The sequence below is a fragment of the Actinoplanes sp. NPDC023714 genome (assembly GCF_040639855.1).
Classification (GTDB): domain Bacteria; phylum Actinomycetota; class Actinomycetes; order Mycobacteriales; family Micromonosporaceae; genus Actinoplanes.
On sequence record NZ_JBFAAR010000006.1, the window covers coordinates 134,709 to 148,972 of the forward strand.

General features: G+C 72.9%; 10 protein-coding genes and 1 pseudogene. 5 read left to right on the forward strand and 6 right to left on the reverse strand.

Features of this window, described 5'->3' with window-relative positions; all coding sequences use genetic code 11:
• Window positions 1-34: 34 nt before the first annotated feature.
• Both AB0G10_RS26210 and AB0G10_RS26215 read right to left on the reverse strand, forming a co-directional pair.
• Window positions 35-2,467 carry a transglycosylase domain-containing protein gene (locus AB0G10_RS26210; RefSeq protein WP_360926856.1) on the reverse strand — a complete coding sequence of 811 codons (2,433 nt, stop codon included), beginning with the start codon at window positions 2,465-2,467 and terminating at the stop codon, window positions 35-37.
• Window positions 2,468-2,533: 66 nt separating this feature from the next.
• Window positions 2,534-3,208 carry a Crp/Fnr family transcriptional regulator gene (locus AB0G10_RS26215; RefSeq protein WP_360926859.1) on the reverse strand — a complete coding sequence of 225 codons (675 nt, stop codon included), beginning with the start codon at window positions 3,206-3,208 and terminating at the stop codon, window positions 2,534-2,536.
• Window positions 3,209-3,267: 59 nt separating this feature from the next.
• On the opposite strand from AB0G10_RS26215, the gene AB0G10_RS26220 reads away from it, so the two are divergent.
• Window positions 3,268-3,777 (forward strand): Pycsar system effector family protein, encoded by a 510-nt coding sequence (locus AB0G10_RS26220; RefSeq protein ID WP_360926862.1) that lies wholly within the window; start codon window positions 3,268-3,270, stop codon window positions 3,775-3,777.
• Here the strand turns inward: AB0G10_RS26220 and AB0G10_RS26225 are convergent.
• The 3 genes from AB0G10_RS26225 to AB0G10_RS26235 all read right to left on the reverse strand — a co-directional run bounded on the left by AB0G10_RS26225 (window position 3,764) and on the right by AB0G10_RS26235 (window position 8,866).
• Complete coding sequence (locus tag AB0G10_RS26225) at window positions 3,764-4,378, reverse strand: hypothetical protein (RefSeq protein WP_360926865.1); 615 nt, start codon at window positions 4,376-4,378, stop codon at window positions 3,764-3,766. The genes AB0G10_RS26220 and AB0G10_RS26225 overlap by 14 nt on opposite strands.
• 66 nt (window positions 4,379-4,444) lie before the next feature.
• Complete coding sequence (locus AB0G10_RS26230) at window positions 4,445-5,983, reverse strand: FAD-dependent monooxygenase (RefSeq protein ID WP_360926868.1); 1,539 nt, start codon at window positions 5,981-5,983, stop codon at window positions 4,445-4,447.
• Window positions 5,984-6,064: 81 nt separating this feature from the next.
• Complete coding sequence (locus AB0G10_RS26235; RefSeq protein WP_360926871.1) at window positions 6,065-8,866, reverse strand: AAA family ATPase; 2,802 nt, start codon at window positions 8,864-8,866, stop codon at window positions 6,065-6,067.
• A 198-nt stretch (window positions 8,867-9,064) separates the two neighbouring features.
• Here AB0G10_RS26235 and AB0G10_RS26240 point away from each other — a divergent pair, with 198 nt between their 5' ends.
• The 4 genes and pseudogenes from AB0G10_RS26240 to AB0G10_RS26255 all read left to right on the forward strand — a co-directional run.
• A complete protein-coding gene (locus tag AB0G10_RS26240) occupies window positions 9,065-9,856 on the forward strand; it encodes a 2-amino-3,7-dideoxy-D-threo-hept-6-ulosonate synthase (protein ID WP_360926873.1) in 792 nt (263 codons plus the stop codon).
• A complete protein-coding gene (locus AB0G10_RS26245) occupies window positions 9,853-10,884 on the forward strand; it encodes a 3-dehydroquinate synthase II family protein (RefSeq protein ID WP_360926876.1) in 1,032 nt (343 codons plus the stop codon). The genes AB0G10_RS26240 and AB0G10_RS26245 overlap by 4 nt, the downstream gene beginning before the upstream one ends.
• Entirely contained in the window at window positions 10,869-12,155 is a 1,287-nt protein-coding gene (locus AB0G10_RS26250; RefSeq protein WP_360926879.1) for an AMP-binding protein, read from the forward strand. The genes AB0G10_RS26245 and AB0G10_RS26250 overlap by 16 nt, the downstream gene beginning before the upstream one ends.
• A gap of 28 nt (window positions 12,156-12,183) precedes the next feature.
• Window positions 12,184-12,996, forward strand: a pseudogene (locus AB0G10_RS26255) (FAD-dependent monooxygenase); the annotation flags it as partial.
• Window positions 12,997-13,173: 177 nt separating this feature from the next.
• On the opposite strand, the gene AB0G10_RS26260 reads toward AB0G10_RS26255, so the two are convergent.
• Entirely contained in the window at window positions 13,174-14,229 is a 1,056-nt protein-coding gene (locus AB0G10_RS26260) for a LuxR C-terminal-related transcriptional regulator (protein WP_360926882.1), read from the reverse strand.
• Between the last annotated feature and the right edge of the window lie 35 nt (window positions 14,230-14,264).

The window sequence follows — 14,264 nt, forward strand, 5'->3', positions numbered from 1 at the left end:
GTGCCTTCGCCGTCACGGAGCCGTAAAGGGTGCGTCAGCGGGTCGGGGTGGGGATCGGGATTATCGGGGGCAGGTCGGGCAGGCCCGGCACGTCCGGGGGTTCGGGCTTGTCCGGTTCCTTCGTCTTGCCGTTGCTGACCTCGATGATGACGACGCCGCCCTTCACGGTGCGGCCGGTCGGGTCGGTGCCCGCGGCGGTGCCGGCCGGGCACGTCGAGTCGACCTCGCGGCCCACGTCGACCGTGAAGCCGGCCCGTTCCAGGCGCCTCGTGGCGCGGCTGATCGAGTCGCATTCGACGTCGGGGATGGAGCGGCGGTCGCCGTACGCGATCTTGCGGTTTTCGGGTTTCTTGAACTGGACCCGGGGCTTGCCGTCCATGTAGTCGGCCAATGTGCGGTAGACGGCCGGGTTGACCTGCTCGTGGCGCAGACGGTCCTTGTGGTTCTGGTAGTCGGGGTTGACCAGGTAGCCGGCCACCACCAGGGACGTCGTGCCGGCGATCAGCGAGGCGGTCTTGTCGCGGTCGGTCGTGCCGGTCTTGCCGAAGACGGGGTGGCCGACCACCCAGCGGGTGTCGCCCGCCGTCGAGCCGCCGCAGCGGCCGAGCTGGGCGGAGTCGCCGACCGGGCAGCGGGCCGCGTCGACGGCGGCGCGGGCCACGTCGGCGCTGGTGGCCTCGGTGCACAGGGAGCGGCCCACGTCGAGTTTGTCGCCGTCGCGGGTGACGATCCGTTCGATCGGGGTGGGCGGGCAGTACTTCCCGTCGGCGGCGAGGGTGGCGTAGGCGTTCGCCATGTCGAGCGGGGTGGTCGCCGAGACGCCGAGGGTGAAGGCGCCCCACTGGTCGGAGTATCCGGGCGAGGCGAGTTTCGCGTCCTCCGGCTCCCGGAACTGGATGCCGAACCGTTTCGCCACGTCGACCACGTTCTCGGCGCCGACCCGCTCTTCCAGGGGTACGAAGTAGGTGTTGATGGACCGGCCGAACCCGCTCCACATGTTGTAGACGCCCTCGCCGCCACCGCCGGAGTTCTGCGGGCACCAGAAGTGCGTGCCCTCGCAGGCCGCGCGGTTGCCGCGGTCGATGATGTACTTCGACTTGTACCGCGACTCCGCCTTGATCGTGTAGGCCAGCGGCAGCTTCTTCTCCAGCGCCGCGACCAGCGTGAAGATCTTCATGACCGAGCCGGCCTGGTACCCGGTGATGTCGCCGCCGCCGGTGAGCAGCGGGTTCGTGGTGTTCGGGTAGGAGCCGCGCTGGCCCTTGCGCGCCTTCGCCGGGTCCGAGGAGATCCGGTTCTGCGGGTCGGCCGGATCGTCGAGCTTGTACCTGCGGTTCGCGGCGAGGATCCGGACCTTGCCGGTGCCGGGCTGGACCGCGGCCAGCAGCAGCGCGTTCTTGTTCTTCTCGGAGATCAGGTCGGCGATCCGGCCGCGGGCCTTCGACTGCGCCTTGACGTCGAGGGTCGTCGTGATCCGGTAGCCGCCGCTCTTGAGGCGACGCTCCCGGTCGTACGGTGTCGCCCCGAACTCCTCCCGGCCCATCCACCACCGGTAGAAATAGTCGCAGAAGAACCCCCACTGGTTCTTCGCCACCGACACGCAACCGTTGCTGACCGGGCGCACCTTGCGGGGGATGGGCTCCTTCACCGCGGCGTCGGCCTGCTTCTGGGTGATCGCGCCCATTTCGACCATGCCGGGGATGACGTACGCGTCACGGCGCTGCTTGAGCGCCTCGTAGCCGTCGGAGGTGGTCGGGTCGTAGCCGGACGGCGCCCGCACGATCGCCGCGAGCATGGCCGCCTCGCCGAGCGTCAGGTTCTTCGGCGCCTTGTTGAAGTAGACCCGGCTCGCCGCGAAGATCCCGTAGGTCTGCTTGCCGAACGGGACGATGTTCAGGTAGCGCTCGAGGATCTGCTCCTTGGAGAGCTGCTTCTCCACCTCGAGCGCGTACTTCATCTCGGTGACCTTGCGCTTCGGGGTGTCCTTGGTGGCCTCGACCACCTCGTTCGGGCTGGTCGCCGAATAGGCCAGCGACATCCGCACCCACTGCATCGTGATCGTCGAGGCGCCCTGCTTCTGCCCGCCCTGGTTGTTGTTGACCAGCGCCCGGGCGACGCCCTTGAGGTCGACGCCGGCGTGGTGGTAGAACTCGCGGTCCTCGGCGGCGACCATGGCGGCGCGGATGTGCGCCGACATGTCCGTCAGCGGGACGTCGCTGCGGAACTCGTCGTAGAACTGGGTGATCGCGGTCTTGTTGTCGGCGGCGTAGACCCGGGTGATCTGCGGGGCCTTGAACGCGCGCAGCTCGGTCGGCAGGCTCGCGAACGCCTCCTCGCCGGCCCGCAGCGTCAGCCCGGACATCGCGGCCAGCGGGAACGCGCCGGCGGCCACCACGACACCGGTGATCAGGCCGCAGATCACCAGGACGAACCCGTTGACGAAGATGTTGTGATCCCGTCTGCGCATCCAGGAGCTCACCGCTGCACCACCCGTGCTAGGCGAAACGATCCACATCTATCAGACAGCATCGTGTCAAGAGGCCAGCTTGGCCAGGCCGCCAGGATCGAGGATCACGATGCGCCGGTACGCCGTGCTGATCAGGTCGCGCGACCGCAGCTCGTGCAGCGCCTTCTGCACGGTCGCCCGGGCTATCGCGATCATCGCGGCGAGCTCGGGCTGGCTCAGCGGCACCGCGATCTCGATGGTGTCGTCCGGGCGGACGCGCCCGCAGGTCTCCGCGATCTCGACGAGCAGCCGGGCCAGCCGGACGTGCGCCGGGAACGCCGCGAAGTCGCTGCGCCGGCGGTTCGCCCAGCTCAGCTGGCGGGCGATGGTCGCCATGACCAGGTTGGACACGTCCGGGTGACGGCGCAGGAACTGCTCGAAGGCGGCCCGCGCCAGCACCCCGACGTACGCGGTCCCGCAGGCGGTCACCGTGGCGTTGCGCGGGCTGCCGGTCAGCGCGCCGATCTCGCCGAGCAGCTCGCCGGGCAGCCGGATGCCGAGCAGGGTCTCCATCCCCTCGACCGCCGTGGTCACCTTCACGAAGCCGCTCTCCAGCACCACCACGTGCGAGCCGAGCGCCCCCTCCCGCAGGATCGCGCGGCCGGCCGGGTAGCGGCGCCGCGCGCAGAGGTCGAGCAGCTCGGCGGCGACCGGCGGCGTGAGACTGCCGAGGAAGGTCCCGGGCGCCCAGCTCTCGGCCATGCCCACCATCATGCACGGCTGTGAAAGAGTCCGGACATCACCTCGAAGTAAGGAGTCCGATGGCGACACCCGAACCCACCGACGACGCGTGGCGCGCCCTGCAACTGCAGTTCGACCTGGTCAAGCACGCGGAGACGAAGGCCGCCGCGACGCTGGCGTCGAGCGGGGTCCTGGGTGGACTGCTCTACAGCCTGGTCTCGCAGAACAAGGTCGGCGGGGTGCTGTTCGCGCTGTTCGCCGCGCTCTCGGCGGTGGCGATCGTGACGGCCGCGACGGCCGCCGGGATCGCGCTGCGGCCCCGGCAGTTCCGCCGGCACGGCAGCCGGAACCTGCTGTTCTACGGCGCGATCGCGGACGAGTTCGGGCACGACGCGGGCGCCTTCGGTGGCGAGTTCGAGGCGCTGCTCGGCGACCGGTCCGCGTTGCTGGCCGCCATCAGCGGTCAGATCCTGTCCAACGCGAACGTGGCCGCCCGCAAATACCACGCGATCAACGTCGCGATCTTCACTCTTCTGGCGGCACTCGCGCTCATGGCGGTCACCGCCGGGATGGGGCTCACCGGCTGGTAGCGGCGTGGCGCAGGATCTCGGTGAGCCGGCTCTCCGCGCGGGTGGCGGCGAGCCGCCCCCGGTGCAGCACGGTCAGGTCCTCCACGGCGCAGGCCGGTGGCCGGAACGCGGTGGCCGCGGCCAGCGCCGGGTTGCGTCGCTGCCAGGCGACCAGGGCCTCGACCAGCAGCTCCGGCACCGGGTCGGAGTACGGCCCGAGCGCCGGCGCGGACTCGGCGAACCGCTGCCGGTAGGGCCAGAACGACCACACCTTCGTCTCGTCGATGAGCTGCTCGACCGGGCCGGTCCGGCCGTACCGCATGGCGATCTCGACCGACGCGAGGCTGCCGTCGGCGAGCAGCTCACCGATCATGCCGTGCCGGGCGCGCTGGCCGGCCACCTCGTAGAACGTGCTCCGGCAGCCGCGCGGCTGCACCGCGCCGACGACGGCCTTCCAGGTCAGCGGGTGGCCGGGGCGGGCGGCGACCAGCTCGATGACGGCGCGGTAGTACATGACCTTCGTCTGCCAGTGGTTGCGCTGGGTGCTCTGGTTGTCGGCGAGCCGGAGATACCAGCCGGCGATCGTGGTCCGCGCGAGATCCTCAATGATCTTCGTTGACATCCGTGCCTCTGTTCGTTCCGTTCGGCTGGGGAATGTCAGCGTCGCCGCTCGGCTGGACGCCGCGCATCACGTGTTCTCGTATAACACCTGTCGGGACCCGGTCACCTCGGACAGCACCCGGTCGCAGTCGTCCGGCAGCTCGTCCGCGCACCAGGCGACCCGCTGGTCCGGGCGGATCAGCACGAGCCGGCCACGCCACGCCGCCGGCACCCGGGTGCCGGCGATCGGCAGGTGCCGTACCGGGATGCCGCGGGTCCGCGCCGCCGTGACCAGCGGCCAGCCGTTCTGGTCGGCGGTCAGGTCGGCCAGGGTGAACTGCGGGCCCAGCCGGTCGAAGAGCTGCCCGCCACCGGCCAGCGGGAAGGCGGGGGAGCGGTGCCCGGGCGTCCCGGCCGCCGCCGCCGGCCCGGTGCCGGCCGGATCGACCCGGGGCGCGTGCCGCCGCAGCGCGCCGACGATGACGTCCTGCCCGGCGCCGGACCCGGTCAGCCTGTCGAGACGGGCCCGGGTCCGGCGTACCTGCCGGGCCGACCGCTGACCGGCCAGCGCCGCGACCCGGCGCTCCGCCTGGTATCCGGCGAGTAGCCGGTCGCCGCCCCAGCCGTGCAGTGTCGCGGCGAGCCGCCAGCCCAGGTCCACGGCGTCGCCGATGCACAGGTCGACGTCGCCGCCGGGCGCGCCGGACTGGTGGCCGGCCCGGCCGGCCAGGAAGATCCGGCCCTCCCGGTACGCGCGGGCCACCGACGGCGCGCCGGTGCGCTGCACCACGGCGACCACCTGCGGCGGGTCCTCGGTGAGGCCGAGCCGGTGGTGCAGCAGCGCGGACGGGTCACCGACCTGGTCCGGGTCGTCGGTGCCGAGCCGCAGGTGCGCGACGCAGCTGTCGCCGTCGTGCCCGCCGGTCACTGTCGCACCCCGCGTGATGAGTACGGAGGGATGGCGCCACGCCCCGGTCAGCGCCGGGCTGCGGAAGTAGACGGTGAACCGGGTGGCCGACGGGCCGAGCTGCTGCAGGCCGAGACCGGCGCAGCGGCGCACCGTGCTGTCCGCGCCGTCGCAGCCGGCCAGGTACGCCGACTCGATGACGTGCCGTGACCCGGCCGCCGCGTCGATCACCGTGGTGGTGACACCACCGGGCTCGGCGTGCACGTCGGTGAGGATCCACCGGGTCCGCAGGTCGATCAGCGGATGCTCGTGCAGCGCCCGCCGCAGCCGGGTGATCAGCACCGGCCCGTTGATCACCAGGTACGGCTCGATCGGCGCGGTGCCGTCCGCGCTCGAGGCGTACGACCGGCTCAGCTCGGCCGGCGCGGGCAGCCGCCACACCGGCACGGCCGGCAGGCCCGCCTCAGGGCTCCACAGCACGTCGACCGGGCAGCTCGGATCCATGCCGCCGGCCCGCAGCGCCCGGGTGAGGCCGAGCCGCCGCATCAGCTCCATGCCCCGGCCGCTGATCAGCAGCGGATCGGGGTAGCGGGACGGCCCGCCGGACCGCTCCACCACGAGGCTCGGCACGCCGTGGTGCGCCAGTTCCAGCGCGGTGAGCGAGCCGGTGACGCCGGCTCCGGCCACGAGCACCGGCGTACGCAGGGCGGGTGTCGGCATCGCTGGTCCCCCGGGACGATCGGCTGGCTGCGGTCACCTCGCCCATGCTCGGCTTCCGGCCGTGCCCGAACAATCACGTGTTCACGTGGTTGAGTCGCATTCGCGGGCCACCAGAGCGGCGAGTTCGGCCCGGCGGCGGACCCCGAGCTTCGCGAAGATGTTGCGCAGGTGCGCGTCCACGGTGTGCTTGGAGATGAACAGGATCTCGGCGATCTCGATGTTGGTGCGCCCGGCACCGACCTGCACGGCGACCCGGCGCTCGGCCGGGGTGAGCGCGGGCAGGCAGAGGGCCGGATCGGCGGCCGGCTCCGGCTTCTCCCGCGCCTCCTCACCCCACATGTCGAGCAGCCCGGCCACCCGGGCCCGGGCCCGCTCCGCCCCGGCGGCGGACACGATGGACAGTGCCTCCCGGCCCCACGCCAGGGCGTCGGCGCGGACCCGGCCCAGCGCGGCCGCGTCCTCCAGCGCTGCGGCGAGCGCGAGCGGGCGCCCGGCCGGCCGGAACGCGGCGGCGGCGGTGAGCACCCGGCCGAGGTCGCCGTGCAGCACACCGGCCGCGTGGGCGGCGGCCCCGGCCACCGAGCGGGCGCCCGGGTTGCGCCCGGCCAGCTCCCGGGCGACGCGGACCACCAGCTCGGCCTCCTCCGGGTGGCCGGCGTCGCGGGCGATCCGGGTCAGGCCCGCCGCCGCGAGCGGGTCGCCGGCCAGCAGCGCCGGACGGCCGGGCAGCGCCGCGTAGATGCCGGCCAGCCGGTCGAACGCGGCCGCCCGGTCACCGGCCGCCTCCAGCAGCAGGGCCTCCGGCCAGTACACGTCCTCGGGGACCGCGGTGACTCCGCCCGCGGCCAGCCGGTGCACGTGCTCGCGGTGCCGCTGCGCGGCGTCCAGGTCACCGCGCAGCACCGCGATCCGCATGAGCATCCCGAGCAGCGGCATGGCCAGCGCGTACGCGGCGTGCTGCTCGGCCACGGCCAGCCCCGACTCGGCCTCCACGGCGGCCTCCTCGACCCGGCCGGTCGCGAACAGCAGCGTGGACTGGAAGTGGTGCCAGAGCGGCTCGGTCCAGGCCGCGCCGCCCCGGTCGGACTCCCGGCGGCCGGCCCGGATCACCTGCTGGGCCTCGCCGAACCCGTCCAGCGCGATCAGCGCGGCGGCCAGCCAGATCCGCGGGTGCCGGTGCGCCGCCTCGCCGCCGGCCTCGTCGGCGAGCGCCGTCGCGGTCCGCGCGTGGCCGAGCGAGTCACGCAGCCGGCCCTCGGTGAACGCGACCAGGCTGCGCGCCGAGAGGCCGAACACCGCGGCGCCGAACTCACCGGAGCCGCGGCCCAGCTCGTCGGAGCGCGCGCCGGAGGAGTCCGCGGCGGCCAGGTCGCCGAGGTAGCAGAGGGCGTGCGCCCGGACGGCGTGCAGCCGCGCCCGCACGGCCGGCGCGACGCCGGGCAGCCGCAGCGCGTCGTCGGTGTAGCGGACCGCCTTCTCGTTGAGCCCGCCGTGCTTGCTCGCCTCGGCCAGCCCGAGCAGCAGCACCGCCTCGGTCTGCGGGTCGAGGCCGGCGTGCAGGGCCTCCTTGCCGAGCTGGTGCGCCTCCTCGAGACGGGCTGCCGCGGCGAGCAGGCCGACCGCGTCGGCGATCAGCACGGGCCGTTCCGGGTCGTCCGGGTCGGCGTCGGTGAGCGCCCGCAGCATCACCTCGGCGGCCGCGCTGGGCGCCACCCGGGCGATCTCGCGGGCCATCGACCGGACCATCCGGGCCGCGTCGGCGGCCCCCGCGGCTCCGCTGCGCAGCTGGTGCTGGGCCACCTCCAGGGCGGGCCGGCCGGCGTCGCGGGTCACCGCCGCGGTCTCCCGGTGCAGCTGCTCGCGCATGGTGAACGGCAGCATGCTGTAGACGGCCTGCCGGACCAGGTCGTGCGCGAACGCCAGCCCGCCGGCGCCGTCCTCGACCAAAAAGTCGGTCATCGCCTCGCCGACCAGCGGATAGAGGTCGGTGACCGGGCGGCCGGTGAGGCGGGCCGCCTCCTCGATGCCGAACGGCCGGCCGAACACCGACGTGGCGCGCAACATCAGCCCGGCCGCCGGGGACAGCGTCTCGAGCAGCTCCCGCACCGAGTCGACGAAGCTGGACGGCAGGTCGTCGCCGATCACCGACGCCACCTCGTCGGCGACCAGCAGCTGGCCGGTCGCGGCCAGCGCCTTGAGGAGCTGTTCCGTACGCAGCGGATTGCCGCCGCAGGAGGCAGCGAGCGCGACCACGGTGTTGTCCACCCGGGCGCCGACGACGTCCGCACTGAGCTGGGTGATCGTCCGATCGTCGAGGGCGCCGAGCCGGATCGGAGCGCCGCCGTCCCGGGCCAGCCACTGGATCAGCTGATGGCCGGCCGAGCGGCGGTCCTCGGCGGACGGCGGCCGGTGCGCGAACAGCCACCGCACCGGCGACGACGCGAGCGCCGGGATCAGCTCCCGGATGGCCAGCGCGGACAGCTCGTCCATCCACTGCGCATCGTCGATCACGATGAGCAGCGCGCGCTCCCGGGCCGCCTCCTCCAGCGACGCCCGCAGCCGCTGCAGCGTGCCGAACGGGTCGGCGCGCTCCGGCTCGCGCTTCGCCAGCCATGCGAACGCCGGGCTCGCGGGCCGGCAGTCGCGCAGCGCGCCGGCGAGCGTCACCAGCGGCGCCGCCTGGTCGAGCGGGAACGCCTCCCGGGCCGCCACCGTGACGCCGAGCCCGGTGGCGCGTTCGATCACGTCCTGCAGCAGCCGGGACTTGCCGATCCCGGGTGGCCCGGAAATGGTGTGGAAACCGCCGGCGCCGGCCGCGGTGTCTTCCAGGATCCGGGTGAGTAAGCCGATCTCCGCCTCACGGCCGAGAAGACGCCAGCTCATACCGCCCCCGTCTGTCGGACGCTGATTGTCCTGTTTAGCACAGTCGTGGGGGGATGCAACTACTCGTTCCGGCAGTGCGATACGCCTTTCGCGTCTGAGCTGGGCGGCCCGCTCGCCACCTCTTCGAGCAGTAGAAGGCCATTCATCGACGTCATTAGCTTCGGTCGCGTCGCAATGACGAACGAGAGAGGAGCTGTCATGTACTCCAACGAGTCCTACGGGCGGCGGCTGCGCCTGGGACACCTCGGCCGCCGGGGTGGATCCGGTCTGGTCCTGGTGCCGCTCGACCACACGATGGCGGCCGGCCCGCTGCGCCCGGACGGCGATCTGGACGCGCTCGCCGGCACGCTGGCCGAGCACGGCGCCGACGGCGTGGTCCTGCACAAGGGAGCGGTACGGCGCATCCGCCCGGCCCGGTTCCGGGACCTGTCGCTGATCGTCCAGCTCAACGCGAGCACCCGGATGTCCGCCGACCCGGACGCGAAATACCCGGTCGCCTCGGTCGAGGAGGCGCTGCGGCTCGGCGCGCACGCGGTCAGCGTGCACGTGAACGCGTCGTCGCGTACCGAGGCCGCGCAGATCGCGCACCTGGCCGAGGTGGCCGAGGCCTGCGACCGCTGGTCGGTGCCGCTGCTCGCGATGATGTACGTCCGCGGCCCCGCGGTCCGCGACGGCCGGCAGCCCGGCCTGGTGGCGCACGCCGTCACGGTGGCCGCCGAGATGGGCGCCGACCTGGTCAAGACCGCCCTGCCGGACGACCCGGAGGCGGCCGCCCGGATCATCGCGGGCGCGCCCGTCCCGGTGCTGGCGGCCGGCGGGACGCCCGGCCCGGAGCCGGAGGCGGTGCTCACCCGGATGGCGGCGGCCATGCGGGCCGGCGCGGCCGGGGTGGCGGTGGGCCGTCTCGTGTTCACGGCGGACGACCCGGGCGCCATGCTGCGCCGGCTCGCCGCGGTGGTCCACGACCGCACCCCGGCGGGTGTCCGATGAAGCCCCGGGAGTGCTGGCTGGACCTCAGGGGCGCCGGCGACTGGCGGGCAGCGGTCATCGAGGAGGCCATCCACCAGGGGTTCGAGGTGATCGTCAGCGACGACGAGACCGATTTCGACGGCCTCCCGCCCACCATCAGGCCCGTCCTCTTCACCGGCGGCGAGTTGATCAGTGCGGGCAGACCCTTCGCCACCCGCCTCGACGTCACCGACGCCGACTCGCTGGAGCTGGCCTGCGAACGCGTCCGCCGCGACGACCTGACCGTGCTGCGCTTCCACGACCCGACGCACATCCCCCTCGAGATCGTGCTGGCCGCCGCGGACGGCGCACCCGGCCGGATCGTCACCGAGGTCGACGACGTCGAGACCGCCGAGGTGCACCTCAGCGTGCTGGAGCGCGGCCCGGACGGCGTGCTGCTGCGCCCCGGCGGCCCCGGCGACGCCACGAAGCTGGCCGAGGTGGTGCGGCGCCGCTCACCCGAGCTCGCCCTGGTCACCCTCACCGTCACCGGGGTCCGGCACTGCGGGTCGGGGGAGCGCGCCTGCGTCGACACCTGCTCCTACCTCGGGCCGGACGAGGGCATCCTGGTCGGTTCCCGGTCGCGGGGACTGCTGCTCTGCGTCAGCGAGACGCACCCGCTGCCGTACATGCCGATGCGGCCGTTCCGGGTCAACGCCGGCGCGGTCATGTCGTACACCCTCGGCGACGCCGAACGCACGCGGTACCTCTGCGAGCTCGAGGCCGGCTCCACCGTGCTGGCCGTGCGCGCCGACGGCCGCACCCGCCCGGTCACCGTCGGCCGCATCAAGATCGAGACCCGGCCGCTGCTCGCGATCGACGCGGTCGCGCCCACCGGCGAGCAGCTCAACCTCATCGTGCAGGACGACTGGCACGTGCGGCTGCTCGGCCCGGGCGGCGTCGTGCACAACTCCACCGAGCTGAAGCCGGGCGACACGATCCTCGGCTACCTGCCCGGCCGGGAGCGGCACGTCGGCTACCCCATCGACGAACTGTGCCACGAGCTATGACCGCCCTCGGCGACGGGACCGCCCCCGGCGACTGGGCCGACTTCGCCGGCCTCGCGAAGCTGCAGCAGGAGCAGCTGCCGGCCACCCTCGCGGCGGCGCGGCGATCACCCTTCTACCGGGACCGGACCTTCACCACGCTCGCCGATCTCCCGCTGACCACGAAGGCCGACCTGCGCGACGCGTACCCGTTCGGCATGCTCGCCGTGGACCGCGCGCAGCTGGCGACCTACCACGAGTCGAGCGGCACCACCGGCACGCCGACGGCCTCCTACTACACCGAGGCCGACTGGCGGGACCTCACCGAGCGCTACACCCGGATCGCCGTCGGGATCGGGCCGGCCGACACGCTGATGGTGCGCACCCCCTACGCGCTCATGCTGACCGGGCACGTGGCCCAGGCCGGCGCGCGCTCCCGGGGCGCCACGGTGGTGCCGGCCGACAACCGGTCCGCGGCCACGCCGTATGCCAAGGTCGTGACGCTCCTGCACGACCTGGACGTGACGCTGACCTGGTCGCTGCCGACGGACACCCTGCTCTGGGCGGCGGCCGCGCGGCACGCCGGTCTCGATCCCGGCCGCGACTTCCCGGCGCTGCGGGCGCTGCTGGTCGCCGGCGAGCCGCTGAGCCGGGCGAAGCGGGACCGGATCGCCGAGATCTGGCGGGCGCCGGTCGTCGAGGAGTACGGCGCCAGCGAGACCGGCGGCCTGGCCGGCGAGTGCCCGCACGGCACCCTGCACCTCTGGGCCGACCGGGCGATCTTCGAGGTCCTTGATCCGGCGACCGGGCGGATCTCCGCGGACGGCGCCGGCGAGCTCGTCGTGACGCCGCTGTTCCGGGAGGCGATGCCGCTGCTGCGCTACCACATCGGCGATCGGGTCGAGGTCTCCTACCGGGATTGCGCCTGCGGATGGGCACTGCCGGAAGTGCGCGTCCTGGGCCGTTTCCCGACCGGCTCCGGCATCACCCCGGTCGGTCTCGAGGAATTGATTTTCCGTCTCCCGGCGACGTTCGGCGTGCTGTTCTGGCGGGCCCGGGAATCCGATTCCGGCCTGCGCGTGCAGATCGAGGTGGAGGCCCGGTTCGCCGATGCCGCGGTGGGGGAGTTGACGGCCGCGATCGGTTCCGCGTACCCGATCAAGCCCTTGATCGAAGCACTTCCTCCCGGCTCACTCGTGCCGCCGCGAGTGCTCACGGCCCTGCCCGAAATCATGAAACCGCGCGGCCTCTTCCACGCCGGCGAGGACTGGGATCGGGCGCTGCGCTATTACTGAAAGGCTGCTCCCCGTGCGGATAGCCATCGTGGGCGCGGGAATCGGCGGTCTCACCGCCGCCCTCGCGCTCACCCGCCGCGACATGAAATGCGTCGTCTTCGAACGCCACCCCACCATTCCGGACGAGGGCTTCGGCATCCAGCTGTCGCCGAACGCCACATCCCCGCTGCTCGACCTGGGGGTGAGACTCGACGCCGCCGTCCCGATCACCCACCGCGAACTGCGCCGCTGGCAGGACGGAAAACTGCTCACCCGGACCGATCTGGATCGCTATCGGACCTCTTATAAGACCATGCCGAGGGGCGCGCTGATCGCCGCGCTGCACGCTGCAATTCCCAAAGAAATGGTACGAACCGAACACCGTTGCGTGGCGGTGAACGGCGGGACCATCCGATTCGCCGACGGTTCGACCCAGTTCTTCGACGCCGTGATCGCCGCCGACGGCCTGCGCACGACGGCGGGCGCGGCAGTGGTCACCGATCCACCGATGCCGAGCGGTTTCGTCGCTCATCGTGCGGTACTGCCGCTGGACGCTATCGACGTATTAGGAGCCCCGGATCGCGTGGTGGTGTGGCTCGGTCCATCCCGCAGTTGCGTCGCCTACCCGATTGCTCCCGGCCTGCTCAATCTCGTGGTCGTGACGGCCGTTCCCGGCATGCCTTTCACCGGCTGGGACCCGACCGTCCAAACGTTGACGAAAAGCTCCTTCGCAACACGCACCCTCTACGACCGTCCCCCGTCACCGGCCTGGCACCGCGGACGAACCGTCCTGATCGGCGACGCGGCCCACCCGATGCTGCCGTTCATAGCGCAGGGTGCCGCCCAGGCCATAGAGGACGCGGCTGAGTTGGCCGTCCACGCGGGCCACCCCGACTGGTTCCCGCGCTTCGAGGCAGCCCGCCGCGACCGGGTCCAGCAGGTCTACGACCTGTCCCGAGCCGGCCGCCACGTCCACCACCTGCCCGACGGCCCCGGCCAGCAGGCCCGCGACCGCGCCCTGGCCACCGCGCCACCCGGCTCACACGACTGGCTTTACGGCCCGCCGCTGGAGGAACGACACCACCTCCACCCGCGACGACATCCCGAGCTTCCGGAAGATCTGCCGCAGGTGATAGTTCACGGTGTGCGGCGAGATCCCCACCCGTGAGGCGATCTGCCGATTCGTCAAAGCCATCCCGACAAGCTCGGCGATCTGCCATTCCCGCTCGCTGAGCACGTCTCCACCCTCGTGTCCGGCGGCGGCCCGGCTCTCTTCCCCGGCGGTGCCTCTGACCGCGGTGCCCCCGGCTGCGCCGGCAGCGCGTGGCTGCCGGTGCCGGGCGCCCGCTCGTGGCCGGGTATTCCGCTCCGCGTGCAGCGCCGCCACGACGGCCCGCGGCATCGAACCCTCCACCACCCCGCGCACCACCTCATGCCCGAACCCGAGCGAATCCCCGGCCGCCACCAGCAACCCCGAATCGAGAGCTTCCTCGATGACCGGCAACAACGTCACGACCCCGGCGCCGAGCAACCCGGCCAGCCGCGCCGGCGGGAACGGGGACGGCAGCGCGGTAGCGGCCTGCACCAGATGCCGCGCGGCCGGCGACAGCAGGGCGAGGCGATCGGCGAGCCGGACCCGGAAGCTCTCCGGCAGCCGCCCCGGAACCGGCACGACGACCCCGTCGCCGGCCCGCAGCAACCCCTCGGACCGCAGTCCGGCGACGAGCCGCACCACCGCCCCCGGCCGCCCGGCCGCCACCCGGGCGAGGTCGAGCAGCCGCTCACCGGGCCGGCCTTCCCGCAGCGCCGCGGTGACCAGCCGGCGGACGTCCTCGGGGCAGAGCGGCCCGAGCACGAGCCGGTGCACCTCCGCGTCGGGGAGCGTGGTGGTGACGACCAGGCCGGTCTCAAATACCAACTTATCCGGAAAAATCCGTGCAGATACACCGGCGACTGCGCACTCCCGCAGGAACCGCGCCCGCCCACTGTCCGGCGGCCCTTCGACGAGGAGTACGGCGGGCCGGCCACGGTCGAGCAGCGTACGGAAGACGCCCATCTCACGGTCCCGGCCGATCAGGGGAAGCGGCTGTTCCATCGGACCTCCTCAGGTCGAGTCCGATGGTGAGGCCG

Excerpts from the sequence above, each read along its gene's own strand:
- AB0G10_RS26210 (WP_360926856.1), bottom strand. The coding sequence starts at position 2,467 with ATGCGCAGACGGGATCACAACATCTTCGTCAACGGGTTCGTCCTGGTG.
- AB0G10_RS26215 (WP_360926859.1), bottom strand. The coding sequence starts at position 3,208 with ATGGCCGAGAGCTGGGCGCCCGGGACCTTCCTCGGCAGTCTCACGCCG.
- AB0G10_RS26220 (WP_360926862.1), top strand. The coding sequence starts at position 3,268 with ATGGCGACACCCGAACCCACCGACGACGCGTGGCGCGCCCTGCAACTG.
- AB0G10_RS26225 (WP_360926865.1), bottom strand. The coding sequence starts at position 4,378 with ATGTCAACGAAGATCATTGAGGATCTCGCGCGGACCACGATCGCCGGC.
- AB0G10_RS26230 (WP_360926868.1), bottom strand. The coding sequence starts at position 5,983 with ATGCCGACACCCGCCCTGCGTACGCCGGTGCTCGTGGCCGGAGCCGGC.
- AB0G10_RS26235 (WP_360926871.1), bottom strand. The coding sequence starts at position 8,866 with ATGAGCTGGCGTCTTCTCGGCCGTGAGGCGGAGATCGGCTTACTCACC.
- AB0G10_RS26240 (WP_360926873.1), top strand. The coding sequence starts at position 9,065 with ATGTACTCCAACGAGTCCTACGGGCGGCGGCTGCGCCTGGGACACCTC.
- AB0G10_RS26245 (WP_360926876.1), top strand. The coding sequence starts at position 9,853 with ATGAAGCCCCGGGAGTGCTGGCTGGACCTCAGGGGCGCCGGCGACTGG.
- AB0G10_RS26260 (WP_360926882.1), bottom strand. The coding sequence starts at position 14,229 with ATGGAACAGCCGCTTCCCCTGATCGGCCGGGACCGTGAGATGGGCGTC.